The 26,757-nt window shown below is 36.4% G+C and carries 24 protein-coding genes; 17 read left to right on the top strand and 7 right to left on the bottom strand.

Annotated features, from left to right (window positions below):
• The first annotated feature begins 514 nt into the window (after window positions 1-514).
• The 6 genes from GSM_RS06385 (at window position 515) to GSM_RS06360 (ending at window position 6,284) form a co-directional block, all read left to right on the top strand.
• Complete coding sequence (locus GSM_RS06385; RefSeq protein ID WP_003691277.1) at window positions 515-2,623, top strand: BglG family transcription antiterminator; 2,109 nt, start codon at window positions 515-517, stop codon at window positions 2,621-2,623.
• A 2-nt stretch (window positions 2,624-2,625) separates the two neighbouring features.
• Window positions 2,626-2,928, top strand: a complete 303-nt coding sequence (locus GSM_RS06380; RefSeq protein WP_003691278.1) for a PTS sugar transporter subunit IIB — start codon at window positions 2,626-2,628, stop codon at window positions 2,926-2,928.
• Between the two features lie 34 nt (window positions 2,929-2,962).
• Window positions 2,963-4,246 (top strand): PTS sugar transporter subunit IIC, encoded by a 1,284-nt coding sequence (locus GSM_RS06375; RefSeq protein WP_003691280.1) that lies wholly within the window; start codon window positions 2,963-2,965, stop codon window positions 4,244-4,246.
• A gap of 41 nt (window positions 4,247-4,287) precedes the next feature.
• Window positions 4,288-4,680 carry a tetratricopeptide repeat protein gene (locus GSM_RS06370; protein ID WP_029327379.1) on the top strand — a complete coding sequence of 131 codons (393 nt, stop codon included), beginning with the start codon at window positions 4,288-4,290 and terminating at the stop codon, window positions 4,678-4,680.
• 30 nt (window positions 4,681-4,710) lie between these two features.
• On the top strand, window positions 4,711-5,547 hold the full coding sequence (locus GSM_RS06365; RefSeq protein ID WP_003691284.1) for a class II fructose-bisphosphate aldolase: 837 nt from the start codon (window positions 4,711-4,713) through the stop codon (window positions 5,545-5,547).
• Between the two features lie 77 nt (window positions 5,548-5,624).
• The gene (locus tag GSM_RS06360; protein ID WP_187323315.1) at window positions 5,625-6,284 is read left to right on the top strand and encodes a P-loop nucleotide/nucleoside kinase family protein; all 660 of its coding nucleotides are present in this window, start codon (window positions 5,625-5,627) and stop codon (window positions 6,282-6,284) included.
• Window positions 6,285-6,661: 377 nt separating this feature from the next.
• Here the strand turns inward: GSM_RS06360 and GSM_RS06355 are convergent, their stop codons facing one another.
• The gene (locus GSM_RS06355) at window positions 6,662-7,576 is read right to left on the bottom strand and encodes a cation diffusion facilitator family transporter (RefSeq protein ID WP_003691286.1); all 915 of its coding nucleotides are present in this window, start codon (window positions 7,574-7,576) and stop codon (window positions 6,662-6,664) included.
• 184 nt (window positions 7,577-7,760) lie between these two features.
• Here GSM_RS06355 and GSM_RS06350 point away from each other — a divergent pair, with 184 nt between their 5' ends.
• The 6 genes from GSM_RS06350 (at window position 7,761) to GSM_RS06325 (ending at window position 16,353) form a co-directional block, all read left to right on the top strand.
• A complete protein-coding gene (locus tag GSM_RS06350) occupies window positions 7,761-8,600 on the top strand; it encodes an aldo/keto reductase (RefSeq protein ID WP_003691288.1) in 840 nt (279 codons plus the stop codon).
• A 91-nt stretch (window positions 8,601-8,691) separates the two neighbouring features.
• A complete protein-coding gene (locus tag GSM_RS06345; protein WP_003691290.1) occupies window positions 8,692-10,074 on the top strand; it encodes a class II fumarate hydratase in 1,383 nt (460 codons plus the stop codon).
• A 60-nt stretch (window positions 10,075-10,134) separates the two neighbouring features.
• Entirely contained in the window at window positions 10,135-11,526 is a 1,392-nt protein-coding gene (locus GSM_RS06340) for a flavocytochrome c (RefSeq protein WP_003691291.1), read from the top strand.
• A gap of 132 nt (window positions 11,527-11,658) precedes the next feature.
• The gene (locus tag GSM_RS06335; protein ID WP_003691293.1) at window positions 11,659-11,976 is read left to right on the top strand and encodes a PTS sugar transporter subunit IIB; all 318 of its coding nucleotides are present in this window, start codon (window positions 11,659-11,661) and stop codon (window positions 11,974-11,976) included.
• A 50-nt stretch (window positions 11,977-12,026) separates the two neighbouring features.
• Window positions 12,027-13,505, top strand: coding sequence for a glycoside hydrolase family 1 protein (locus tag GSM_RS06330; RefSeq protein ID WP_003691294.1), 1,479 nt, complete (start codon window positions 12,027-12,029; stop codon window positions 13,503-13,505).
• 316 nt (window positions 13,506-13,821) lie between these two features.
• Window positions 13,822-16,353 carry a M1 family metallopeptidase gene (locus tag GSM_RS06325; protein ID WP_003691296.1) on the top strand — a complete coding sequence of 844 codons (2,532 nt, stop codon included), beginning with the start codon at window positions 13,822-13,824 and terminating at the stop codon, window positions 16,351-16,353.
• Between the two features lie 136 nt (window positions 16,354-16,489).
• Here the strand turns inward: GSM_RS06325 and GSM_RS06320 are convergent, their stop codons facing one another.
• Complete coding sequence (locus GSM_RS06320; protein ID WP_003691298.1) at window positions 16,490-17,434, bottom strand: ketopantoate reductase family protein; 945 nt, start codon at window positions 17,432-17,434, stop codon at window positions 16,490-16,492.
• A 764-nt stretch (window positions 17,435-18,198) separates the two neighbouring features.
• On the opposite strand from GSM_RS06320, the gene GSM_RS06315 reads away from it, so the two are divergent.
• Both GSM_RS06315 and GSM_RS06310 read left to right on the top strand, forming a co-directional pair.
• A complete protein-coding gene (locus GSM_RS06315; protein ID WP_003691299.1) occupies window positions 18,199-19,155 on the top strand; it encodes a ketopantoate reductase family protein in 957 nt (318 codons plus the stop codon).
• Between the two features lie 105 nt (window positions 19,156-19,260).
• The gene (locus GSM_RS06310; protein WP_003691300.1) at window positions 19,261-19,524 is read left to right on the top strand and encodes a hypothetical protein; all 264 of its coding nucleotides are present in this window, start codon (window positions 19,261-19,263) and stop codon (window positions 19,522-19,524) included.
• Between the two features lie 81 nt (window positions 19,525-19,605).
• Here the strand turns inward: GSM_RS06310 and GSM_RS06305 are convergent, their stop codons facing one another.
• Window positions 19,606-20,115 (bottom strand): type 1 glutamine amidotransferase domain-containing protein, encoded by a 510-nt coding sequence (locus GSM_RS06305; RefSeq protein ID WP_003691302.1) that lies wholly within the window; start codon window positions 20,113-20,115, stop codon window positions 19,606-19,608.
• Between the two features lie 170 nt (window positions 20,116-20,285).
• Between GSM_RS06305 and GSM_RS06300 the strand changes: the two genes are divergently transcribed.
• Window positions 20,286-20,483 carry a hypothetical protein gene (locus GSM_RS06300; protein WP_003691304.1) on the top strand — a complete coding sequence of 66 codons (198 nt, stop codon included), beginning with the start codon at window positions 20,286-20,288 and terminating at the stop codon, window positions 20,481-20,483.
• An 85-nt stretch (window positions 20,484-20,568) separates the two neighbouring features.
• Here GSM_RS06300 and GSM_RS06295 read toward each other — a convergent pair whose 3' ends face one another.
• The 4 genes from GSM_RS06295 to GSM_RS06280 form a co-directional block, all read right to left on the bottom strand.
• Window positions 20,569-21,348 carry an ABC transporter ATP-binding protein gene (locus GSM_RS06295; protein ID WP_003691305.1) on the bottom strand — a complete coding sequence of 260 codons (780 nt, stop codon included), beginning with the start codon at window positions 21,346-21,348 and terminating at the stop codon, window positions 20,569-20,571.
• On the bottom strand, window positions 21,338-22,240 hold the full coding sequence (locus GSM_RS06290; protein WP_003691307.1) for an ABC transporter permease: 903 nt from the start codon (window positions 22,238-22,240) through the stop codon (window positions 21,338-21,340). The genes GSM_RS06295 and GSM_RS06290 overlap by 11 nt, the downstream gene beginning before the upstream one ends.
• Window positions 22,237-23,244: a tryptophan ABC transporter substrate-binding protein gene (trpX, locus tag GSM_RS06285; protein WP_003691308.1), complete on the bottom strand. Its 1,008-nt coding sequence runs from the start codon at window positions 23,242-23,244 to the stop codon at window positions 22,237-22,239. Before trpX ends, GSM_RS06290 begins: the two co-directional genes overlap by 4 nt.
• A 319-nt stretch (window positions 23,245-23,563) precedes the next feature.
• On the bottom strand, window positions 23,564-24,019 hold the full coding sequence (locus tag GSM_RS06280) for an Rrf2 family transcriptional regulator (RefSeq protein ID WP_003691310.1): 456 nt from the start codon (window positions 24,017-24,019) through the stop codon (window positions 23,564-23,566).
• Window positions 24,020-24,259: 240 nt separating this feature from the next.
• On the opposite strand from GSM_RS06280, the gene yidA reads away from it, so the two are divergent.
• On the top strand, window positions 24,260-25,075 hold the full coding sequence (gene yidA, locus GSM_RS06275; protein WP_029327378.1) for a sugar-phosphatase: 816 nt from the start codon (window positions 24,260-24,262) through the stop codon (window positions 25,073-25,075).
• 143 nt (window positions 25,076-25,218) lie between these two features.
• Window positions 25,219-26,679, top strand: a complete 1,461-nt coding sequence (locus GSM_RS06270) for an MFS transporter (protein WP_003691314.1) — start codon at window positions 25,219-25,221, stop codon at window positions 26,677-26,679.
• Window positions 26,680-26,757 lie beyond the last annotated feature (78 nt).

Raw genomic sequence — 26,757 nt, 5'->3', positions numbered from 1 at the left:
TTTTTCTGGTGAAGCTCTTTTGGTATAATTAAAAATAAAAAGCACCGATTGCAGCCAGCACTTTCAAAAACAATACCCCTTTATAAACAAAAAGAAGAGATTAGTGAAAATCTAAGAACAATTTTCGCTAATCTCTTCTTTTTTGAAGGACTTATGGCACAGCCCCTTTTATTATCAAGGTTAGATAAACCATAAATTTTACTTGTGGGGTGAGAACAGCACAGCCTTAGCGAGAAAAACTTACTTTCAATATAATAGTTTTCAGTAAGATGATATTTACAAGAACAGAGGGATTTAAAGGCAAGCAACAATAAAAAGGTTGTACATTTGAGACTGAACAAATTTTAAACAATACCTGCTTTTATTTAGAAGGATATTAAGAAAATATAGTGAAAGAATTATACTCTTTTACAGCGTATAGAGCTAATAATAATTGTTTTCCCATAGTGAGGGAAACAATTAGTACTTTTAAAATAGTAAGCGGTTACATAAAATATAAATGTGGGGTGAGAACATGCGAGATAAATTGATTCAGGTATTAGAAGTGATAAGTGGTTTACAAGAGCTGAAGGTGAAGGATTTAGCAATTCAGCTCGGAGTGACTACCAAAACTGTACGCAATGATATCAGACAGCTCAACGAATTGCTGGCCAGCAAAGGGCTTGATCAAATAGTTATCAGTAAGGGTACAATTTATAATCCGTTCTCCTCGACAATAATGAAAAAATTTATCCAGATGGCAAACGACAATGTGCAAGATGACTCGTATTTAAACCCACAACAAAGAATCATATTTTTGCTCATGGAATTCTTGTTTGCTAAAGACCCTTTATTTTTAGTTGAATTACAAGAAGATATGCAAATTAGTAAAAGTACAATGGACAACGATATGCGTGATTTGCGAAAGTTGGTTCAACCTTATGGATTGCGTATTGTTACCAATCATACAAGTGGAGTAAGCGTGCAAGGAAATGAACGTGCGATTCGAATGATGTTTACAGACATGTTTAGTCATCAGCCTAATATCTTAGATATAGTTCGTGATAGATTTAAATGGTCGACAATACTAGTAAATGAAGCAAGAAAAGTTTTTAACAATACTGATGTTATTTATTTGAAAAAAATTTTACGAGATATCTTTTCTGATTCACATTTAGGAGTAAATGACAATTATCAACAGCAAGCAATTGTGCTGACAATGGTATGGCTCTTACGTGTACAAAATGGTCATAATGTTGATACTGACGCAGATACAGATGTGGCTACACTTAACGATCATCAATCAGAATTTGTAAACGCTATAATTGGACATTTTGGTTTGAAAATTATTGGTAAATCAGAGGCCAGTTATTTGGCATTTACAATTAGTAGTTTTGACTCTGATGAACCAGCAGAATTGGAAAATTGGGCTAAATCACAAATTATATGTTTGGCGTTGATCGAGTGGATGGAAGAAACACTTGAGTTTCCATTTTCAAAAAGTGAGAGTCTATTCGAGCGGGTATATAAGCATATCTCGGCATTAATTAAGAGACAAAGTAGGAGTGTAAATGCATATAATCCGTTAAAAAGGACTATTATGCAAAGTTATCCAGAAATCTTCAATTCGGTTAAAGCTTTTTTTTTAAAAAGGGGTCAGGAGTATCAAATGAATCTCTCAGACGATGAAATAGGATATCTTGCTGTCTACTTTTCAACTACACAGGTTGAAATTTGTCAAGAACAGGTTCGCAAGTACAGAATTGCAATTATCTGTAACTATGGATTGGCAACCGGACGTTTACTGGCAGCAAAACTTGAAGAGCATTTCAATGTTGACGTTTTGGCAATTTTAAGTGTGTCTGAACTTGACATCCTGAATAAAATACCAGTTGGATTGGTTTTTAAAACAGTTGATGTTGAAATTGCAGGATTTCCGAGCCTTAAAGTAAATCCGATACCTTCTGTTAAAGATGTTCAAGCCGTAGCAAATTTCTTAAAAGAACACTCTAAGCTATCAAAGTATGAGGAAAATCAGTTAGAACCTGCACGATTATTCAATAATATATTGATTGTTCTCAAAAAAAATAGTATAGACATTAGCAATAGTTTGGTTTTTGAGCTACGGCGGGTATTTGAAAAAAATAGGTTGAAAATAAATGAAAGAGAGGTTCAACCAATGTTGAGGGATCTTATTAACAATAGTCAAATTCAATTACAGGTACCAGTTAGTGGATGGAAAGATGCGATTATGAGGTCTGCAAAGCCACTCCTAGATGAAAACTATATTGAGTCGAGATACGTAAAGGCAATGATAGAATCAGTTGAAGATTATGGGCCATATATCGTTATTGGTCCATCAATTGCATTGGCACATGCAAGACCAGAGGATGGTGCAAAAAAACTTGGTGTGTCAATTATGACACTTGCCCACCCAATCAATTTTGGAAATCCCGAAAATGATCCTGTTAAAATTATTTTTTGTCTAGCAGCGGTTGATAATTACTCACACTTAAATGTGATGAAATCTGTTGTGCGGTTAATTAATGATCAAGATAAGGTTGAAAGACTTGCTGATATTTCTGATATTAACGAATTTTGTAAAGTGCTGTTTGGTCCAAATGAGACTAAGGAGATGATTTAAAAATGAATAAGAAATTGAAAATTTATTTTATTTGTGGTAATGGGCTGGGAAGTTCTTTAGCTTGCCAAATGGTGGTAGAGGATGTGCTTAGCAAGGAAAAAATTGAGGCAGATTTAGAGCACGAATCTATATCATCAGCACCAGGGTTAAGGACAGATATTATTGTTTCGGCCGAAAATTTTAAAATGCAATTTGAAAAATTTGAGATGGACCCAGAAATTCATTTTGTATTTTTACACAACATTGTTAGTGAGAACGAAATTAAGGAAAAGCTTATTCCAGTTATCAAAGAATTGTCAGAATAAAGTAATCAGTAAATTTGTCTGGAGGTAAGACGATATGGTTGTTATTAATTTTATTATTCAAAATATTCTAACGCAATCAGCTATTATCATCGCACTTATTGCGTTACTGGGTTTAGTTCTGCAAAAGAAATCATTCGGTACGGTGCTCACAGGTACTTTTAAAACTTTACTTGGATTTGAGGTTCTGAGCGCGGGTTCTACGGTTATTACTGCTAGCTTGACATACTTTGGTAAAATCTTTCAACATGCATTTCATTTGAACGGTGTTGTTCCAAGCATAGAAGCAATCAATGGGCAAGCAATGAACACGTTGGGATTAGGTAATGAAATTGCGTTTACATTCCTAGGTATCTTCATTGTTAACATTATTATTGCACGTTTTTCACCCTGGAAGTACATTTTCTTGACCGGTCAAGCGCTATTATGGATGTCCACAATGACGGTTGTTGGCGGTAAAATTTGTGGTTTCAATACCGTTGTAACGGTTGTTTTGGGGAGCATTATTGGCGGTATTTTTGCTGTTGCTATGCCAGCATTAGCTCAACCATTTGTTCGCAAAATTACTGGTAATGATGCAATTGCATTAGGACACTTCTGTACAGTCGGTTATCTATTTGAAGCAGGTGCAGCCTGGATTTTTGGCGAACGTGGTGAAAATAAGCATTCTGTTGAGGACATTAAACTTCCTAAGGCTCTCGAATTTATGCAGGATACTTACCTATCAGTTGCTGTTGTTATGGTCCCTTTGTATTTAATCACTGCTGCATTTGCAGGTCCAAAGTGGGCAGGTGTTGGTACGACTAATTATATGGTCGAATCATTCCTACAAGCTGTTCAGTTTGTTGTCGGTGTCTATGTACTGTTGGCAGGGGTTCGACTTCTGTTGGGAGAAATTGTGCCAGCATTTCGTGGTATTGCTATGAAGCTTGTTCCCGATGCAAAACCTGCGTTAGATTGCCCTGTTCTTTTCCCATACTCACCAAACGCAGTTATTCTCGGATTTGTCACAACTACAATTGGTACAGTGATTGGTATGTTCTTAATGCCAGTGATGGGTCTAGCCGTTATTTTACCAGGTATGTTAACAAACTTTTTTGCAGGTGGGACTGCTGGAATTTTTGGTAATGTTGTTGGTGGGCGACGAGGGGCAATCATTGGAGGTGTGCTTCACGGTTTGTTCATTACGTTACTCCCAGCACTGTTGGTTGTTGCTTTGCAAAGCCTTGGTTTTGTAAATGCTAGTGCTACTGATTCTGATACGATTGTCGCAGCATTAATGTATGCATTTATTTTTGCACCGATTTTGAAGGCAATCTAGGTATGACAAAAATAGCTGATTTTGTGATGGGAGATGATGCCATGTTTGGATTTAATAAAAAGAAAAAAGTAGAGTTTACTAATGCTAAAGAACTAACTTCTAAGGAAATTGAAAATCTTATCATTAGAGCAGCAAATCTTAAAAAAGAGATAAGCGAGGCTAATGCTGATGATGAAAAAATTAAATTGTATGAGGATCTTGGTACGGTATATGTGAAACTTAATCAAACAGATAATGCTATCTTTGCATATGAAGCAAGCTTGAAGATCAAGGAACAGTTTGGTGATGCATATAACGTATTATTGAATCTTTATGAGGAAAAACGCAAAATTGCGGCAGTGGCTAAAGATGATGCTGAAATTCAAAAATGGATTGGGAAAACTGATAGTTTATTAGATATGTCAAAACGAGTTCTGCGTTCAAACATGTTCTGAAAATTATATCTAAATAGGAGGAGTTATCTTATGTACAAGAATCTTGAGTCGATGTTAGGGGAAGCAGAAAAATTGAACTATACTGTGGGTGCTTTTAATGCGCATAATCTTGAAATGGTACCTGATATGATTCGAGCAGCTAAAGATGCTGGATCGCCAGTTATCATTCAAACCAGTGAATCTACTGCAAAATATGTTGGAATGAAAAACTTTGTAGCTGTATGTAAAATGATGGCTGAAGAGTTACTTGTCGATGTGGATTTACATCTTGACCACGCTAAATCCTTTGACAATATAAAAGAAGCAATTGATGCTGGATACAGCTCTGTAATGTTTGATGGCTCGGCATTGCCCTTCCGAGAAAATATGGAACGTTCATTACGTGTAACAGATTATGCACATAAACATGGTGTAGCAGTTGAATGTGAAATTGGTACAATTGGGGGTACTGAGGAGGGAATAACTGTTGCCGAAGGGGTCTATACCGATCCTAAACAAGCACTTGAATTTCTGAGTAATGTGCCTGTTGATGCACTTGCTGTGGGTGTTGGTACTCATCATGGTCAGTTTGAATCTAAAACGAAACTTAATTGGAATTTAATTGAAGAACTTCATTCAAATATATCAACGCCGCTTGTGATCCACGGTGGTACTGGAGTTAACGAGAATGATTATCATCGTCTGACGGAAAATGGTATTCGTAAATTTAATGTCGGCACTGAATTACTAGTTGCTTGGACACGAACTGCTAAGAAGTATTTTGATAAAACTGAAGTTAATAACTCTTTGCGAAACAATATCATGCCATGTAATAAGGCAGTGTACGATGTGGTAAAACACAAGATAGGTTTGTTTTTGAATAAATAAAAAGTATTGTTTAATGTGACAGTAAAGATTGGGAGAAAAGTTCGTTAATTTTCCAATCTTTTACTTTGCAGTGGGGGATGGTGATAGTAGTGAATTCAGCACAAAAAACATTAATTTTATTAGCCGGAGCTCCAGGAACAGGTAAAAGTTACACAGGAAGAATTATTATGCGAGCATTTCCTTTTCTAATTTATACGCCGCTAGATATGTTTAAGGAACACATATACGATGAAATTGGTTTTGATAATTTAGAGCAAAAAAAAGTTCTTGATGAAGAGGCACGAGAACGTTTTTATCGAGCAGTTGGACTCATGATGAGTTATGAAAAACAGATACTGTGTGATTATCCTTTTAGCTATAAACAAAAACCATATCTTAAAAGCATTGCATATAAAAACGATTATCAAGTAATTACTGTGAGGCTAGAGGCTCCAGTTGATATTTTGTATTGGCGTCAACGTAATCGTGATCAAGAAGAACCACGACATCTCGGACATCTGATGAATCACTATCATCGTGATGATGTATTAGAATCAAACACAAAATTTGATGGGATGCCAAGTATAGAAACATTTGAAAGACGAATGAGGGACCGCGGATATGCAAATTTTAGTTTAGGAAAATTACTTCGTGTTAATGTGAGTAATTACTCTCAAATTGATTATTCAAGGTTGGTTAATACACTTGAGAAAATAATTGGTATTAATGCCTTATCCATAAATAACGAAGGCAACTAGCATACGAGAAGATATATTATTTTATCTTAAGTGACAAATTGACAGTGCCACTGGGACCTTTTTTTTGATCAAGGATGTCATAATGAAGAAACAATTGGCAGACAAAAGATTGAAATAAATTAGCGAAAGTACGGATAACAATAGAACTATATTATAATTTCAAGTTGCAATACGTGTTATATAAACATTTTATTTTTTTAGGGTATTGTTTTGAAGGCACTGGAGCATGGCTGTATTTTCATCCTAGAATACATTAATAGCTCTATCAGAAAAATTATGACTTCTTCTGGTAGAGCTGTTTGTTTGGAAAATATGACTTGTTTTATTCTGGGATCTTAATAAATTTTTGTGAGTTCAATATTTATTGGAACATAACTTTACTTGCCATTTCGTATATCGTTATCTTCATCTTCGTTAGACAGGCACATTGCTTTTTTTAGGCCACGGGTACATTCGGCCTGAATTGTAACGTGACTAATATTATATTTAGCTTTTAATACATTTTCAATATTGCCATATATTTTCTCGGTTTCACTGAGTGGCAAATCGGGGAGATTGACATGTACAGATGCCATTAGTTCATTTTCGTTAATTGACCAAGAGTGAAAGTGATGGACATCTTTTATTTCTGGAATAGCCAGCAAATCACTTTTAACATGTTCGACATCAATATCAGGTGATCCTTCCATAAGGATTCTGAATGTCTGCTGGATAATCGGTAGAGATTCGTAAGCAATATAGAGTGATACTAGGATGGTAATAACGGGATCGATCCAAGTAAGATTGAAGAAGTAAATAAAAATAGCACCGATTATTACACCAATTGAGGCAAGGGAGTCACTCAATAGATGTAAGTAAGTAGCTTTCATATTAAGATTATTATGTGATCCACCGCGTAATAAGAGAGCAGCACCCAAATTAGCAATAAAACTAATTATTGCCACCCAGAACATAATAGCACCCTTAACAGCCTCAGGATTCTGAATGCGATCAATTCCCTCGAATAGTAAGAATAAAGAGATCAAAACCAGTATAATGGAGTTGAGTAATGCAGTTAGAATTTCTGCGCGACGATAACCATAAGAATTTTTAGGAGTAGCTTTTTTGTTCCCAATTACATTGGCAAGATAGCTTAAAACAATCGAGAAAGTATCGCTAAAATTATGAAATGCATCAGAAATCAGCGAAAGGCTTCCTGAAAGCAAACCACCAACTAATTCAAAAAAGGTGATTAGGATATTTAAAGTCGTAACTGATAAAAATCTTAAGTTTGTGTTATTGGGTTGATCCATATTACTACTCCTCTCTATGATAATATGAGTATATGTTCATATTATCTTAAATATAGCACTGTGGGTCAGGAAAAACAATGAGAATTTCTCGAAAATTTAAGAAAATAAAAAAGAAACACTTCTGCAACAATTATTGAGGCAATCTGATGTATTATCAGTATATAAATGAAAAGGAGGAACTACGATGGAACAATTCTTTGATTTTGGCAAAGGCTTGAAAGTCAACCGTTTAGGATATGGGACGATGCAGTTGCCTGGTAAAGGTGTTTGGGGACCTGCTAAAGACGTTGAGAATGCTGTAGAAGTAGTAACAACTGTAATTGACAACGGAGTTGATTTTATTGATACTGCAGATTCATATGGACCTTTCTTCGCTAATCTCTATTTGAAAGAAGCATTGAAACAACGGCCAGGTAACAATGTAATGGTAGCAACTAAAGTTGGATTTACAAGACAAGGTCCAGGGCAATGGACCCCTAATGGTCGACCAGACTATCTAAGACAACAAGTTGAATTAAACTTATTCTCATTGGGATTAAAACAAATTGATCTTTTGCAGCTTCACAGAATTGATAAAACAGTTCCTCTTGAAGAACAGCTCGGAGTGCTAAAAGAATTACAAAGTGAGGGAAAGATAAAACATATTGGACTAAGCCAAGTTTCCGTTCCCGAGATTGAGGCAGCACAAAAAATTGTTCCAATCGTATCCGTTCAAAATAGATATAACTTGATAGATCGTGCTGATGAAGATGTCTTAGAATTCGCTGAAAAAAATCACTTGGCATTTATTCCATGGTTTCCGCTTGCAACAGGAAAGTTGAGTGAGGATAAAAGATTGTTAAAGATTGCAGATAAATATGACGCAAGTCCTTCACAGATTGCACTAGCATGGCTGCTGAAGAAAAGTGCAGTAATAATGCCAATTCCTGGTACCAAATCAAAAGAACATGCAGTGCAGAATTTAGAGGCAGCTAAGATTGAGTTAACAGATGCAGAATTTAATGAACTGGGAAATTTAAAATAAAAAGGCAATCAAAGCAGGTTTTTAACTGTTTTGTTATAAAATTTATTGTGTAAAATGTAACAAACTATTATTTTAAGGAGTTGACAACAAAGTGGATTTTAGGATTGAGAGCGATACGATTGGGTCTGTTAATATTCCTGCCAATGCTTTGTGGGGAGCGCAAACTGAAAGAAGCAGGCAAAATTTTAAAGCCGGAAATAAGATGCCTTTGGATATAATTAAGGTACTGTTAGTAATTAAAAAGGCTGCCGCAGTGGCTAACCGTCAACTTGGGAAAATGACTGAAGAAAAAAGAGACTTAATTGTCGAAGCAGTAGATACTTTATTACAGCTTGGAGATGCAGAATTAAGAAGTGATTTTCCATTGCGAGTGTACCAAACCGGTTCTGGGACACAAACTAATATGAATGTTAATGAAGTTATTGCACATATGGCAAAGAAGCTTAACTCCAATCTAGAAATTTTACCCAATGATGATGTTAATATGGGGCAGAGTTCCAATGACGTTTTTCCTACCGCAATGAATATTGCAGCGACTCAGGCTTTGAAAAATCTAATTGAAGAAGTCCAAAAACTAGCAGCCACGTTAAGAGATAAGCAAGAACGCTATTGGGAGACTGTAAAGATTGGCAGAACGCACCTGCAGGATGCAACTCCACTGACATTTGGCCAGGAAATCAGTGGTTGGATAAGTATGTTGGAACATGATTTATCATTCATTAATACTATAAAGAAAAGTTTGTATGAATTACCACTTGGAGGAACTGCAGTAGGTACAGGATTGAACACAACAAAGGAATTTACGAAAATCGTAAATACTGAGATCAACAATCACTATCATGATAAATTCAATGTGGAAAATAATAAATTTTATGGATTAGCGGCACATTCAGCAATCAATGCTGTACACGGAACACTAAAAACATTGGCGGCAGATTTACTTAAAATAGCAAATGATGTCAGATTTTTGGCAAGTGGACCTCGTGCCGGATATGGTGAATTGAACATTCCAGCAAACGAACCTGGTTCATCGATCATGCCGGGCAAGGTCAATCCTACACAGGCTGAGGCGCTAACCATGGCAGCTGTTCGCGTTATTGGCAATGACACGGTAATTTCCGTGGCAGCATCACAGGGAAATTTCGAAATGAATGTTTATAAACCTGTGATTATCGATACTTTTCTAGAATCGGTTAACCTGCTGACACTTACCGTCAATGGTTTTAACGAAAAAATGATTGTGGGGATGACAGTTAATGAGAAGAAAATGGTGGAGCTGGTAAATAACTCGCTGATGACTGTAACGGCTCTGTCACCACACTTGGGATATCATAAAAGTGCTGAAATTGCGCAAAAGGCCCAAAAACAAGGTATTTCGTTGAAAGAAGCTGCACTAGAAACAGGAGAAATCTCAGAAAGTGATTTTGATAAGTGGGTTGATCCTAAGAAGATGACAATGATTGATGCAAAATAAAAAAATAAATGAAGTGGAATACTTAAATACAAGTAGAGCTAAATATGGGGGAGAAAAATAATGGCTGATAAGTTTGTTTTCACACCTAGTCCGATTAAGCAACTTGGAACAGACTACGATGTAATAATAATAGGTTCTGGTAGTACAGGACTAACTTGTGCAATTCAAGCATATGAACTTGGACTTAAACCAGTTATCTTGGAAAAGATGGACAAAATTGGAGGTAATACTAATCGTGCGTCTTCTGGGATGAATGCTGCTGAAACAGAAGTTCAATTAGCTAATGGGGTAGTTGATAGTTTTGCCGAATTTTACGATGAAACGTATCAAGGTGGAGGAAAGCTGAATAACCAGGAAATGTTAGAGTATTTTACTACACATACAGCCTTGGCAATTGAATGGCTTTCTTCTCATGATATAGAATTGACCGATCTAACAATAACGGGCGGAATGAGTAAGAAAAGAGCACATCGGCCAGCTTCGACTGCACCAGTTGGAGCATATCTAATTAAAGGACTGCTGCGTATTATTCAGAAAGAGAATATCCCCTTATTTACACAGGTCAAAGTTGAACATATAAAAAAGAATACTTCTGACACTGAAGTAGTTATCAGGTTAAGTGATGAGATGCGAAAGACGGTTGTAGGGAAGTCGATTGTTATCGCAACGGGAGGATTTGGGGCCGGTACTAAATGGATAAAGAAGTATCGACCAGAATTGTTGAATTATAAGACAACCAACCATGGTGGCGCCACTGGGGATGGATTATCGCTTGCACAGGAAATAGGTGCTGAATTAATTCAGATGGAAATGATTCAAATTCATCCAACAGTACAACAAGATACGCCGCATGCGTACCTGATAGGTGAAACGGTTCGCGGCGAAGGAGCCATTCTTGTATCTAGTGAAGGAAAACGATTTGTTGATGAACTGGATACAAGAAAAGTTGTTTCACATGCAATTACTGCTTTACCAGGGAAAAGTGCATACTTGATCTTTGATGAGAAGGTCAGAAAACGTGTTAAAGCAATTGAATTCTATAATCATATAGGATTGGTTGAGAGTGCAGAAACAGTTGCTGAATTAGCAGAAAACTTGAAAATTGATAGTAATAGCTTAACTTCCACTTTAGCAGAATGGAATAAAGCGGTCGAGGCTGGAGTGGATACAACATTTGGAAGAAAAACAGGAATGAATATCAAATTAGATGCTGGGCCATATTATGCAATCCACGTTGCACCGGCGGTTCATTACACAATGGGTGGAATTCATGTTGATGAAAAAACCAGAGTGTTGGACGGAAATGGTTATGCGATTCCAGGAATTTTTGCTGCTGGTGAGGTTGCTGGTGGATTACATGGTAATAATCGAATTGGAGGCAACTCCATTGCAGAAACAGTTGTTTTCGGGAGACAGGCTGCACAGCAAGCATATGTATATTTGAAACAATAGGTGAGAGGTAGAGCTGCTAAAATGCAGTTCTTTTTTTGTATAGACTTTGGAAAGGTTGTAAGCGCTATCTAAATAATGTAAAATGAGTATGTAATAAAGTACTTTAATTGATAATGAGAGGGTGGGTTTATTATGAGTGAAAAAACGATTATGTTATGTTGTGCAGCAGGAATGAGTACCAGCATGCTTGTTGCTAAGATGCAGACTGCAGCAAAGGAACAAGGTAAGGAATATGATATTTTTGCAGTTTCAGCCTCCGAAATTGATCAAAAGTTGGTAGAAAAGGAAATTGATGTTGTTTTACTAGGACCACAGATTAGATATATGAAAAATGATATTGAAAAGAAATTAGTTGACAAAAAAATCCCGATGGATGTAATTGATATGCAGTCATATGGAATGATGAAAGGTGCAAAAGTTTTGGAGCAAGCGGAAGGTTTAATGGCCTGACGGTATATTTTAATTAACTATGATTTTAATCAATGAGAGGTGGTCGAAGAATGGGTTTTCCAGAAAATTTTTTGTGGGGTGGAGCCACAGCTGCTAATCAGTATGAGGGAGCATATTTAGAAGATGGCAAAGGTTTAAACACGGCAGATGTATTAACCAATGGCTCCCACACTGAGGCACGAAAAGTTACATGGATTAATAAAAAAACAAATAAAAAAGGACATGCTCCGGTAATGTGGGGGGAAAAATTTGAAATACCCGAAGGTGCCATACCTGCAGTACTTGAGGACGAATACTATCCAAGCCATACGGCGACTGACTTCTATCATCACTACAAAGAAGACATTGCATTAATGGCCAAAATGGGATTTAAGGTGTATCGCTTATCAATCAACTGGGCAAGAATCTTTCCCAATGGGGATGATGAACATCCTAATGAATTAGGTTTAGAATTTTATGATAAGGTGTTTGATGAACTGGAAAAATATGGGATCGAACCTCTAGTGACACTTTCTCATTATGAGACGCCACTGAATTTATCTGTTAAATATGGCGGTTGGGTCAATCGTCAGTTAATTGACTATTTTGAAAGGTATTCGGCAATCGTGATTGAACGTTATCATGATCGAGTGAAGTATTGGTTGACGTTTAATGAAATTAACGCTATGGATTTAGCTCCATATATTGCGGGAGGTGTTCTTGATCCTACACCACAGAATCGTGCTCAGGCGGCACATAATCAGTTTATTGCTAGTGCAAAAGTAGTTAAACTTGCACACAAGGTAGATGAGAAAATCAAAGTAGGGCAAATGTTAGCTTTTCAGCCTTTATATTCATATACTTGTGACCCAGTTGATCAAGTTAAAATTATGGAATTGAATCAAAAAATGCTATTTTACTCTGATGTGCAAACTGGTGGAAAATATCCTGAGTATCGGTGGAAACAATATGAGAGGGAAGGAATTGTGCTGGATGATAGTCCTGAGGATTATGAGCTGCTTGCGAAATATCCTGCTGATTTCTTAAGCTTTTCGTGTTATGGTTCATCTGTATTCACAACGCATCAAGAAGAAGCAAAGTCTAGTGGAAACTTGGGGTCCAACGGAGTAAAAAATCCATATCTAGAGACTAATGCTTGGGGATGGACCACTGACCCAGAATGTTTGCGGATAGCACTAAATACATTGTGGGATAGGTACCGTAAACCGCTTTGGATTGTTGAAAACGGAATAGGCTGGGCTGATGTTCTTGAAGATGGAAAAGTGCATGATGATTATCGAATTAAATATCTAAAGGCAAATATTAAATCGATGAAAGAAGCAATCGATATCGATGGGATTGATCTGTTAGGTTATACTATGTGGGGATGTATTGATTTGGTATCAGCGGGGACCGGCGAAATGAGGAAACGATATGGATTTGTCTATGTTGATCGTGATGATCAAGGTAATGGAACATTAAAACGAACTCCCAAAGACTCATTTTACTGGTACAAAGAAGTTATACAAAATAATGGCTCGGAAATCTAGAAAATGTGGTAAAAGCAACATTTTTTGGGAAAAAATAAACATGAAATAAGAAAATTACATTTAAATTTATTAGTGATTAGGGGCTGGGTCAAAAGTTGAATTTTGAACTAGTCCTTTTTATTGATTCGTATAAATGTTTTTAGGAGTTAAAGCTTTAATTTTCAGCTTTTATTGTTACACATTAACATTGTTCTTGTTTCTTATTTAAGTTATATATAGTTCAAACATTCAAAAAAAAGTATATAAAACTTGTCTATTTAAAGTTAGTACTATAAGGATGTATAATGAAAGTATTCTGATGAAGCGGGGAGAAAATATGACTGAAATAGCACGATTTTACGATGATTTCCAACCATCGCATTATGACATCTATCTTGACATAGATCGAGGTACTAAAAAGATAAAGGGAACAACAAGGATAACAGGGATTGCAAAAAGTGCTAACATTGCAATTCATCAAAAAAATTTGAAAATTGATCTTGTTGAAGTAAATGGAGAACAAAGTAAGTTTGAGATTGACACGACAAAAGACGCTCTTCGACTGACTATGGACAAATTAGGTAAAGTTGAAGTTAAAGTTGAGTATGAGACAAAGTTAACTGATTCAATGATGGGCATTTATCCATCGTATTATGAAATTGACGGCGTCAAAAAACAGATTATTGGGACACAGTTTGAGACTAACTTTGCCCGTCAAGCTTTTCCATGTGTTGACGAACCTGAAGCAAAAGCAACATTTGACTTAGCTTTGAAATATGATGAAAAACCAGGCGAATTAACTCTAGCTAATATGCCTGAAAATCGTGTTGAAGATGGTGTACATTATTTTGATACGACTGTTCGCATGTCAACATATCTGGTGGCATTTGCATTTGGAGAATTACAAGGCAAATATGCTGAGACTAAAAGTGGAGTCAAAATCGGGGTCTTCGCAACAAAAGCGCATAAAGCTAATGAACTAGATTTTGGTTTGAGTATTGCCAAACGTTCAATTGAATTTTATGAAGACTTCTATGAAACGCCATACCCACTGCCACATTCATGGCAACTTGCCTTACCCGATTTTTCGGCAGGTGCAATGGAAAACTGGGGCTTGGTAACCTATCGTGAGGCATATTTGACTCTTGATCCAGATAATACTTCATTAGAGATGAAACAGCTTGTTGCCACTGTGATTGCTCATGAACTTGCTCATCAATGGTTTGGTGATTTGGTAACCATGAAGTGGTGGGATGATTTGTGGTTGAATGAAAGCTTTGCCAACATGATGGAATATGTGGCAATTGATGCATTGGAGCCCGAATGGCGCATCTGGGAGACTTTTCAAGCATCAGAGTCACCTGCTGCATTGCAAAGAGACGCAACTGATGGGGTTCAATCGGTGCATGTACAAGTTAAAAATCCTGCAGAGATTGATGCATTATTTGATGGGGCAATTGTCTACGCTAAGGGTGCTAGAATGTTAGTGATGGTCAGGGCATTGATTGGTGACGATGCATTGAGAGCTGGCTTGAAGAATTATTTTGAAGAACACCAATATGATAATGCGACGGGTGCTGATTTATGGAAGGCACTAGGCAAAGCATCAGGAATGGATGTCTTAAAGATTATCAACTCTTGGTTAGAACAACCGGGTTATCCTGTGGTAACTGCAAAAGTTGAAGATGATGATCTCATTTTGTCACAAAAACAGTTCTTTATCGGTGAAGGTCATGATCAGGGACGTCAATGGCAGATTCCATTGAATAGTAACTATGATGAAATTCCTACGATTATGTCGGAAAAAGAAGTTAAGATTGCTGGGTATCAGAATTTACGAGAGAAAAAGGGCGAGCCTTTGCGGATTAATATTGGTAACAGTTCGCACTTTATTGTTAAGTACGATGATACGCTGCTTGAGGACATTTTGCGGGACGTTACAGGATATGATTCAATTACACAATTACAAATTCTTCAAGACTTGCGTTTGCTAGCTGAGGGCAATCAGGTTTCATATGAAACAATTGTCCCATTACTTAATAAGTTTGCAGATAGTAAATATGCATTAGTCAACACAGCCTTGTATAGTGTAGCAAGAAACCTGCGTAAGTTTGTGACACCTCATACTGTTGAAGAACAAAACTTAAAAGCGTTGTACAATAAATTAAGTGCACACCAAGTCGATCGTTTGGGGTGGATTCAAAGGGTAAATGAGTCAGTTGACGATCAACTAACGAGGCCTTATGTTGTCGGTGCAGCAATTTATGGAAACAATAAAACGGCTGTTGCTCAAGCACATGAACTGTTTAGTGCTAATAAAAATCAATTATCAAGTTTACAAGCTGATGTTCGTGCAGCAATATTAATAAATGAAGTCAAAAATTTTGGTAGTCATGAATTGTTTAACAAGCTGCTGGAAGAACATCGTCGGTCAGCAGATGGGAGTTACAAATCAGATATTTGCGCAGCATTAACAAGTTCTAAAGATCCAGCAATCCTCAATGAACTTATTGATAAGTTTGAGGATGCTGACACGATTAAGCCGCAAGATTTGCGCGCATGGTTTGCTGGAGTATTGTCAAATGCTGAGGGTGAACAACTGGCTTGGGATTGGATCAGAAATGAGTGGCAATGGTTGGAAGATACTGTTGGCGGTGATATGGAATTTACGACCTTTATTACCGTAATTGCCCGAGTCTTGCGTACAGAAGAAAGACTGGCTGAATTTAAAGAGTTTTTTGAACCGAAGTTGGTAGTTCCTGGATTGACACGCGAGATTAAAATGGATACGAGTGTGATAGAGAGTCGCGTTAAGTTAATTGCAGAACAGCAAAATGGTGTAAATAAAGCAATTAAAGAAGTGTTATAAAATCGTGTGAAGAAGTCATAAAAGCTCGACTTTGTGTCACAACATTGATACGTAATTAAAAAGGACTGAGTCAATTGTATTTTGACCTAGTCCTTTTGTTTTGGTTTTGAATTATGTGAATTAATAAATGTGTTTTTTAATGATGTCTTGTATGTTCTGCTAAATGAACCAAATGTGTCAAGAACGCATGAGTAGAAGCTTCATAGCGATACTTTCTGCCTAACTCAACAAGATAGCCATTGATGTAATCCACTTCAGTTGGGCGATTGTGTGACATGTCCTGATACATTGAAGGATAATGTAATGGATTAGCAACCTTTGATACGTAGTTAACACTATCTAGTTCCTCTTGCCGTGAATTGATCATAGTAATATTCGCACGTTCGCAGACATCGTATGCTTCATTAATCAATTGACGACTCAGTTCGTCGGCACCAGGATAGCTTGCAAATTCTCCCATGGTTATTTCAAAGAGGGTGCACAATGTATTGACAACAGAATTGAAGACCACTTTTGCCATCAAAGTTCCTAAGAAGTTAGTGGTTAGAGTCGGGTTGAATTGTGCTTTTTTAAGTTCTGTTACGATTTTATGTGTCATTTCATCAGGTTTTTCAGTATAATTTGCTAAATTCATTGTTCCGGCTCCACGAGCACCAATGAAATCAACATCCCCAGGTCCATTTAGCACTGTGGCAACAAGGGCCGTACCAGCAATTAATTTTTCAGGTTTAAAATAATTCAATAGTTTTTCAACATGGCCCATGCCATTCATACATGTTAAAACATACTGATTGTCGTTGAACTTAGGCGCCATTTGTTGAAGAAGACTTTCAAGTTGCATTTGTTTTGTAAAAACTACCCATACATCAGGATTGCCTGTGTATTCCTCTGGATAGAACATTTTAATGGGAACAAGTTGTTTATTTTCATGATCACGCGAAACAAAGACGCCGTTTTGTTTTCTGACTGCTTCAACATTTGGTTTCCAAGCATCAACGAATTCAACATCGTTGCCTGCCTCTTGGAGCAAAACACCATAACGATAACCCATAGCACCTGAACCTAATACTGTAAATTTCATGAAGATTCCTCCTATAATGTTTTTATAAGATAGATGTTGAAGATAAAAAAAGACATCCAATAGACAAATGTCTAAAGGACGCCTTCGCGTGGTACCACCTTTTATTCACTCACAACAGTGAGCCTTTATTCGAACTAAAAATCAATTCGTCAGCACTATAGTGGGTGCTCCCAAAGTGATTTACTACTTCATTACGAGTTTCAATCACTACGCTCAGAGATGATTTTTATTAACCTAGGATACCTACTTTCACCAAGATTAGGCTCGCTAAATCCATCTAATTAATAAAGCTTCTCTTCAACACGCTATCTCATTTTTTCTTAATATGTTTGAAGTCTAATACACTTTTTTGTTGTAGTCAATAGATTTTGAAAGAAAAGTTAATTATATTAAAAATGAATTTAAAATTAGTTTTTTATTAAAAAAAGATTGACATCTTAACTTTCTAAGCATAGACTAATACCAATATTGATAGACTAAATTTATTCAAATGTGGATATTAATGACTCAGTTTTGCTTAGAGAGTATGTGGTGGTGTAAACATATCAAAACTGTTTTACGAGAGTCGCATTTGAGAGCTTGCTTTTAGAGGCGAGATGGATACTTCCATTATAAAGCTGGAAAGACAATTTTGTTATTTCCGTTAAGATGAACTTTTTTAGTTCAAAAAAGGTGGTACCGCGTTTACGAACGCCCTTGGGTTGATGATGCAATCAATCTAGGGGTGTTTTTTGTTTTAAAAATAGAAAGGAGTTGTTGAAGTTATGAAGTATGGAATTATTGGTGCGGGTGCAATGGGTTATCGTTATGGTGTTATGTTGCAGGAAAATGCAGGTGTTGAGGTCGATTTCATTGATACATGGGAACCAAATGTAGAAAAAGTTCGCGAATTAGGTGGCGTTTCTGTAGCTAGAGATCATGAAAATCGGAGGGTTGTTCCAATCAATATTTATTATCCAGAAGAGTATCAAGGCCATCCTGATGTATGGATAGTTTTTAAAAAACAGATGCAGTTGGAAGAAGAGCTTGCACGTGATGCTAAGGCTGGACTTTTTCACGACGATCAATATGTTTTTTCCGCAATGAATGGGATGGGACATTTTGAAAAAATTGCACAATACTTTGCTCCTGAGAAGATAATTTGTGGTACTGCTATGATTGCAACGAGACTAGATGGTCCAGCAGATGTTGATTTTATGGGGAAAAAGGGTGCAGAAGTCATGCATCTTGCCATGTATGCAAGTAAGAGTATTCCTGAAGATGCTGAAGAATTTGTAACAGATTTAAAAAGAGCATATTTGGGACCAATTGTCGTTGAGGATTATCTTGGAATGTGTATGTCAAAAGTGGTTTTCAATGCTGTTGTTAACACTTTGTGTACGATGTTCGAAGTCCAAATGGGACAGTTTATTGAGTATGAAGGTGTTCCCCAGATGGCACGTCAATTGTTTGACGAAGCATATGATGCCTGCGAGCGAGCTGGAATTTATTTGATTGAAACAAGGCAAGAGGAAATTGACTCAGTTACGACTACAAGTCATGCACTTAAGTATCATTATCCTTCAATGTATCAAGATTTTTCTAAGGGAAGACCTACAGAAGTTGATTATATTAATGGATACATCGCAAAAATCGGTCGTGAACATGATTACGTGTGTCGTACTCATGAATTTGTCACACAACAAGTTCATCTGGCTGAGTTAATGAGAAAATATCACTAAAAATATTTCACACAATCTACTTGACGAAATACTAAAATGATTGATATACTCGGGTCTATACTTATTGTTTTAAATTCAGAAAGTTAAGAATAGGGGGAAATCATTATGGTATTCGGACACATTTTATTCGGAACTATCGCAGTTATTGGTGTTTTACTCTTAGAAGTAGGCTTTTATCGAGAATTTAATCGTTTAAATATGATTCAGAAACTAGGAATCTTTTTAACTATCTTTGGGTTAGTTGCAACAACTGCATTGGGTATTTTCTTAACTGGAAATGTTCTTGCAGGCATAGTAGTTGCAGTATTAGGTGTAGCATTGTTGGGAATTTTAGTACGACCAGTATTTGGTACTGAGAAAACAAAATGATTTGATTTGAATTGACAAGTTAATTTAATAAAAATAGGCGTTCTCAAAGTGAGAGCGTCTATTTTTATTGGAAAAATTAATTTATTTAGTAAGAATTTTAGTGATTGCCTTGTTAAATGCTGGAATATCATCGGGTGTACGACTTGTCACCAAGTTATTATCAATCACGACGGGCTCATCCTTAACTGTTGCACCAGCATAGTAAAGGTCTGGCTGTACAGATTTATATGATGTCATTGTACGCCCCTTAACTAGGCCAGTTTGAATGAATAACTGTGGTCCATGACAAATGGCAAAAAGTGGAGAATCACTCAACAGAAAATGTTTCGTAAATTCAACAAAGCGTTCATCAGAACGAAGCTGGTCTGGTGAGAAACCGCCTGGAATAAGAAGCGCATCAAAATCGGTAGGCTTTACAGAACTAATACCAGTGTCAACTTTTATTTCATTACCATGTTTACCTTTTATTGTAGTTGTATCATCAAGGCTAATGGTAGTGACTTCATGACCGGCTTCCTTTAAAGCCACAACGGGGGATGTATATTCAATTTCTTCTACTAAATTAGTAACTAAAACTGCAACTTTACTCAATTGTATTACCTCCTAAGATTAGTCTTAACATTCTACTACACCTTCAATATAACAAAAAAAATAAGAATATTCAATTAATCAGCTTGAGCAATGGGATCAAAGTGTATAGACATATTTTAATAGTAACAACACAATCTAAATATTAGATAGAAAAAGTTATTTGTTATATTGTGATTTCTAATTTTTCAAAGTATCTGACCACAAATGACATTGCTGCCTCACATAGATACTATAATGCTGACATTATTAAACCAGAAGTTGAACTTGATGGAACTTTTATAAATGTATCTGAAGAAAAAGGATTGGGATATAAGGTTGATTTCGAAAACTTGGCCAAATTTACAGTAGAGCAAAAAGAATTGGTTTAATAATATAAGCAAGAAAAAATAAGGGCTATACCGTGTATTTTGGGCATAGTCCTTATTTTTTAACATTCTAAAATTAATTTGTCAATTATACTTCGACCAAGTCATTAAAGAAGCTCAACAGCTGTTCCTTAGTCAGCTTTTCTTTTTCTGGACCAGCAACATCAAAAATAACCTTGCCTTTATCTAAAATAATTAGGCGATTTCCATATTTTAATGCATCGTCTAAGTGATGTGTAATCATCAAGCATGTTAGGTGCTGCTCAGAGATGATTTTATTTGTTTCTTCCATTAGTTGAAAGCTTGTTTTAGGATCTAATGCGGCCGTATGTTCATCAAGTAATAGCAGTTTTGGTTTTTGAATAATGGCCATCAAAAAACTAAGTGCTTGTCTTTGACCACCAGAAAGGTTTTCGGTGGCAACATCTAATTTAGTATTTAATCCATTACTCATGGTGCTAGTTAATTCCTTGAAGTGTGATTTGTGCTTATTTAAATGACGAAGTGTTAGGTTGCGAGAACTTCCTCGGCGAAGCGCTAAATTCAAATTTTCTGCAACAGTCATTCGAGGAGCTGTGCCCATTTTGGGATCTTGGAAAACTCTGCCTAAGTAACGCGCTCTTTTTTCAACTGTTTCTTTTGCAATATCTTTCTCATTTAGTAGAATTTGTCCACTAGTTATCGCAAGATTACCAGCAATTGTATTGAAAAGAGTGGATTTACCAGCACCATTTGAACCTAAAACTGTGATAAAGTCTCCACGATGGACATCAAGGTTCAGATTATTCAAAATAATATTCTCAGAAGGAGTTCCAGCATTTACAGTTGTAACGATATTTTTTAGAGAAAGAATTGGTTTATTTTGCATTCTTGATACCCCCCTGAGTCAACACTTTAGTCAACCTTAATTTTTTACCTAACACAGGTGACATTAAGCAAAGAGCTAAGATTATTGCCGACAATAAGTTGAGATCGTTTGTACTGAAACCAAGTTGTAAGACGATCAAGATAACAAAACGATAGATAATACTTCCTAAGGTTACTGCTACTAATCTTTGGTTAAGTGTTAACTCACCAAAGACAACTTCTCCAATAATAATTGATGCAAGTGCGATCACAATGATCCCTATCCCCATGTTAATATCTGCATAGCCATTACTTTGTGAGATCAGAGCACCACCAAGGCCGATAATGCCATTAGAGAGCATTAGTCCCATAATGGTCATGGAATCAGTGTTAATCCCTAATGAACGAGCCATCATTGGGTTGTCACCTGTTGCAATGAACGCCTGCCCCAATTCGGTTTGAAGAAAGAGCATTAATAAAATGGTAATAACTGCGACTGTGACTAACCCAACGAAAACACTGTCAAAATATTTAGGAAGTGATTCAAGAAAATGATTCGAGAAAATAGTCTGTTTTCCTAAGAGAGAAATATTGGAACCGCCCATGATTCTCAAGTTGATGGATAGACAAGCCGTCATTACGAGAATTCCAGCTAATAAGATAGGAATCTTGCCTTTAGTATACAGCAAACCAGTTAATAAGCCTGCAATTGCTCCGGCGATGAATCCAAGAATGCATGCTAGAAAAGGAGAAACACCACGTGTAATCACAGCAGTTGTTACGGCAGCGCCCAGCGGAAATGTTCCTTCAACAGTCATATCTGGAAAATTCAGGATACGGAACGTTAAAAATAAAGCAACTCCTAATATGGCCCATAAGAGGCCTTGACCAATACTTGAGACAATCATACTCATTTGAAAACTTCTCCTTTGCTTTGTGCCTGTTTAACAATATCATCGGGTAATGTGATTCCTAATAATTTAGCTTCCTTTGTATTGATTACATATTCACCCTTAGTAATATATTTAACTGGGAAATCCGTAGTTTTTCTACCGCGAAGAACTTGTGCAGCCATTTCACCAGCAACTTTCCCTAATTTATATTGACTGATTGCATATGATGCAAGACCACCGTCTTTGACCATTGTATCAGCAGCTGCAAAAACAGGAATCTTGGATTTGTTAGCAACTTCAACTAAAGTTTTCATAGCTGCAGCTACTTCGTTGTCTTGAGGTGCATAGACTGTATCCACTTGTGAAACCATTTGTTCAGCAACTTGCTGCATATCATTGGTACCTGAAATAGTATAGAGTTTGTAATTTATTCCTTCTTTTTTGCAAAGTGCAGCGAACTTCTTTGCATTGTAGGTGCCACCATGATCAGAAGATGTATAGATAATACCGATTGTTTTAGCATTAGGCATGACTGTCTTTATTAATGCCAATTGTTTTTCTAGAGGAGATTCACCTGAGGTACCAGTAATGTTAGCACCAGGATGCTTATCTGTCTTAACTAAGCCACTCCCAGATGGATTGGTTATACCTGCAAGGATAACAGGTGTTTTTTTACCAGCAACATTGGCTAGAGCTTGTGCGGCAGGAGTAGCAATTCCCGCCATTAGTGATACTTTTTCATTTGAAAATTTAGTACTCATAGTTTTTAAGTTACTCTGATCACCCTGAGCATTTTGAAAATCAATTTTGATGTTTTTACCAGGCGTATAACCGTATTCTTTTAAACCAGCTACAAACCCTTTATGGATCTGATCGAGTGCAGGATGAGACATTAACTGCAAAATTCCAACAGTAGGTATTTTTTTCTTTGCCGTTGTTGTATTTGATGAATTGTTTTGTGTCATAAAAAACGCTACCCCTAAAAATATAACTAGTGCTGCAATAAAGCCATAAAGTCTTTTCATAATTAAAATCTCCCCATTTTTTATTATAAATAATGAGAGCAAATAAAAAGGGCAAACCAGCATGCCTGGTCGCCCTCGAACCAAAGCCTGCTGTGTAGACCCATGCAGACTTCTTTTAGAATACAAGAAAGTTAGTCGGCACAGATACAAACTGTTTGCCAGATTGTATCCGTGTAATTACGAATTACAATCCGCTATGCCGGCTTTGCCATGAAATATTCGCTGTGAATAGACTAGACTTTCTCATAATCAAACTCGTCCTTTCGATAATTATTGATGTTAGTATATTGTTAATTATCCTCAGTGTCAAGAATAACTGTTAAATTTTTGCAAAAGTATCGCTATTTTTTTGATGATGTGCAATATCCATCCTAACATCATCAGCAATATCTGCAATGGTTATTCTACGCATTTTTGCCTCAGCGGTACTTTGAATTTCCAGATAGTATTTGTTTAAAATAGTCGGAATAATGTGACCGACTTGACACTCTTTCGAGGTATTTTGATCGACTTTTAAAAGTGGAGAATCAGGACAAGTTGCCATGTATACGTCGAAAATAGTGATTTTATTTGGATTTTTTGCCAACTTAGGACAAGCCGCTCCTTGAGTCGTTTCAAGTAAGTTTGCTTTTCTCAGTTGTCCCATCATTCTGCGTGTCAGACTAGGATTAGTATTAAGACTACTTGCAATCAATTCGCTTGTTAGTTTTTGATTATCATGCAACTCGATATATACTAGAATGTGAATTAGGTCGCTCAAACGATTATTAGCCATTAGAGTGCATCTCCTTTCCTCTGTTGTTACTTTAAAAGTAATATAACACAAAACTTAAAAAAAATAAAACAAGTTTACTACACTATGATTGATTTGTGTTAAAATTACATAGAATATAAAAAGTAACATGAATTAAGTTATTAGGTTTAGAAAGTTTATTGAGGTAGAAAACGCTTTACAGTAAATTAATTTAAGGCTATTCTGAAAACATAATCATAGCTGTCAAGAAATGAGGAGATTATAATTTCAATTAAATTAGTGGCAATTGACATTGATGGTACGCTAGTAAATTCGCAGAAGGAATTAACTAAGAAAGTTAAAGAAACAATAACTCAAGCAAAAGAAAGAAATATAAAGGTCGTAATATGTACGGGCAGACCTATCTCAGGTGTTAGAAAACTGTTGAAAGAATTGGAACTTGATAATCAAGATGAACAGTATGTAGTCTGTTTTGGCGGTGCAGTGGTTCAGACAACTGCGGGAAAGATTATCAGCTCGCAGCCAATCACTTATCAGAATTATCTTGATCTTGAAAAATTGGCACGAAAGTTAAATCTGCACTTTCACGCAATCAGTGAAGACAGAATCTACACGGCAAATAAGGATATCGGATATTATACAGTTTATGAGAGCAATCTGGTTTCACTGGGAATATCCTATCGTACACCGGACGAAATGAGTAATATTAACTTAATCAAGGCAATGTTTATTGACGAACAGGCCATTTTAGATAAAGCAATAAGCAATTGGGAACCATTTTCAAAAATGGAAAACGAGCTTGTTTTTACCAAAAGTGCTCCTTTCTACTTAGAGGCCAATGCAAAGGGAGTTAACAAGGGAAATGCTTTGTCTAAGCTAGGGGCAGTTTTAGGCATAACTCCAGATGAAATCATGGCTATTGGCGACGAACAAAATGATTTGAGCATGATTAAGTTTGCGGGGCTAGGTGTAGCAATGAAAAATGCTATTCCACAGGTTAAAGAGGCCGCAAGTGTAACTACTGATGATAATGATCACGATGGGGTAGCAAAAGCTATTCAAAAATACGTTTTATAGTTATGCTGGTAGTATTTTGATAAATGTTAATTTCCTTTTCTGTGGGAAATTAATTTAGTTAGTATTAGAGTTGTGGAAATTCCAAAGCAACTCTTTTTATTTGTTTGGCATTAAAGGGACTCATTTTCAAAATGAGGTTTCAAATGATTGGGAAAATGAAAGATGGAGGACAAAAAATGAGAAATGAGGGTAGTAGGGCACAAAAAAATATTTGGCTAATAATTGCCGCAGTTGGAATATTTACTTTTATGTCAACTTTAGATTCATCGATTATTAACATCGCACTGCCTGTAATTTCTAAAGATCTGGCAATTCCAATGAATAAGGCAACTTGGACAGTTGCAATTTATTTAATATTTATTTCAGGAATATTAACCTTTTTTGGTGGCCTTGGTGATCAAATAGGAAAAATTAAAGTTTTTAAGATAGGGACCTATGTCTTTACAATTGGGTCATTACTTGCTGGAATCAATTTAGGCTTATGGTTTCTTCTTTTTGCAAGGGTCGTTCAAGCACTGGGAGCCGCAATGACGATGAGTAATAGCTTTGGAATTATCACGAGTGCTGCTCCTATGAAGATGCGTGCGAGAGCAATGGCTTTAAATGCAATGTTTGTGTCATTGGGAACAATTACTGGACCAGGACTTGGTGGATTAATACTGGAACATTTTAAATGGCCGTATATTTTTTGGGTAAATGTGCCTATTGGTATCGTAGCGATTATTATTGGAATGAAAGTATTACCACAGGAAGTAAGGTCTACTACAAAAGTGACTTTTGATTATTTAGGAATCATCAGTTTATTTTTGACAATTAGCATTTTCTTTTTAGGTGTAAATATTGGACAAGAGCAAGGATTTGTAGAAATTATTCCATTGAGTTCGTTTGTTGTTTCGATAATATTATTAATCTTTTTCATTATCCACGAACTTCATACGGAGAACCCCTTGCTAGACTTAACAATTTTCAAATCGTCGCTCTTTACGATTAGTCTGGTTGCCGCTTTTCTGATATTTACAAGCAACTTTTTTATTAATGTATTATTACCATTCTATTTTGAAAATCTAAGAGGCATTTCTTCGGGAACGGCGGGAATCTATATGATGATCTGGCCGGTGACGATGTTAATTGGAACACCAATTTCGGGTTATATTGCAGACAAATTTGATCAGGAATATGTTACGTTATTCGGATTAACAGTCTTAGTACTCTCCTTTTTCGGCTGGCGGGTCGTTAATGGCGAGTCTTCTTTATTGTTTGTAGGATGTCTCTTGGTACTTGGTGGAGTAGGAATGTCCTTTTTCCAAACTCCTAACAATGCTTTGATTATGACTAATGCACCCAAAGCCAAACTTGGTGTAGCTGGAGCATTGAATGCATTGGCTAGAAATTTGGGGATGATTTCCGGAACGAGCCTTGTGACCACAATTTTGTATTTTGCTATGAGTCAAAAGATAGGGTACACCATTACAAGTTATCCGGCTCATGACAGCAGTATTTTTGTGTATGGCATGCACATTGCCTTCACAAGCGCAACGTATATTATTTCGTTTACGTGGTTATTGACGTTATATCGTGTCTGGATGAGAGCTAAGAAACATTAGATAAGTCGCAAAATTAGCGGTTAGACAGACAATGTTAACTTATGGAACACATTTGTCCAAGTAAATAGAGGAGCTAGG

Source organism: Liquorilactobacillus mali KCTC 3596 = DSM 20444, from assembly GCF_000260415.1.
Lineage (GTDB): Bacteria > Bacillota > Bacilli > Lactobacillales > Lactobacillaceae > Liquorilactobacillus > Liquorilactobacillus mali.
This window is presented reverse-complemented; position numbering and strand designations above follow the sequence as displayed.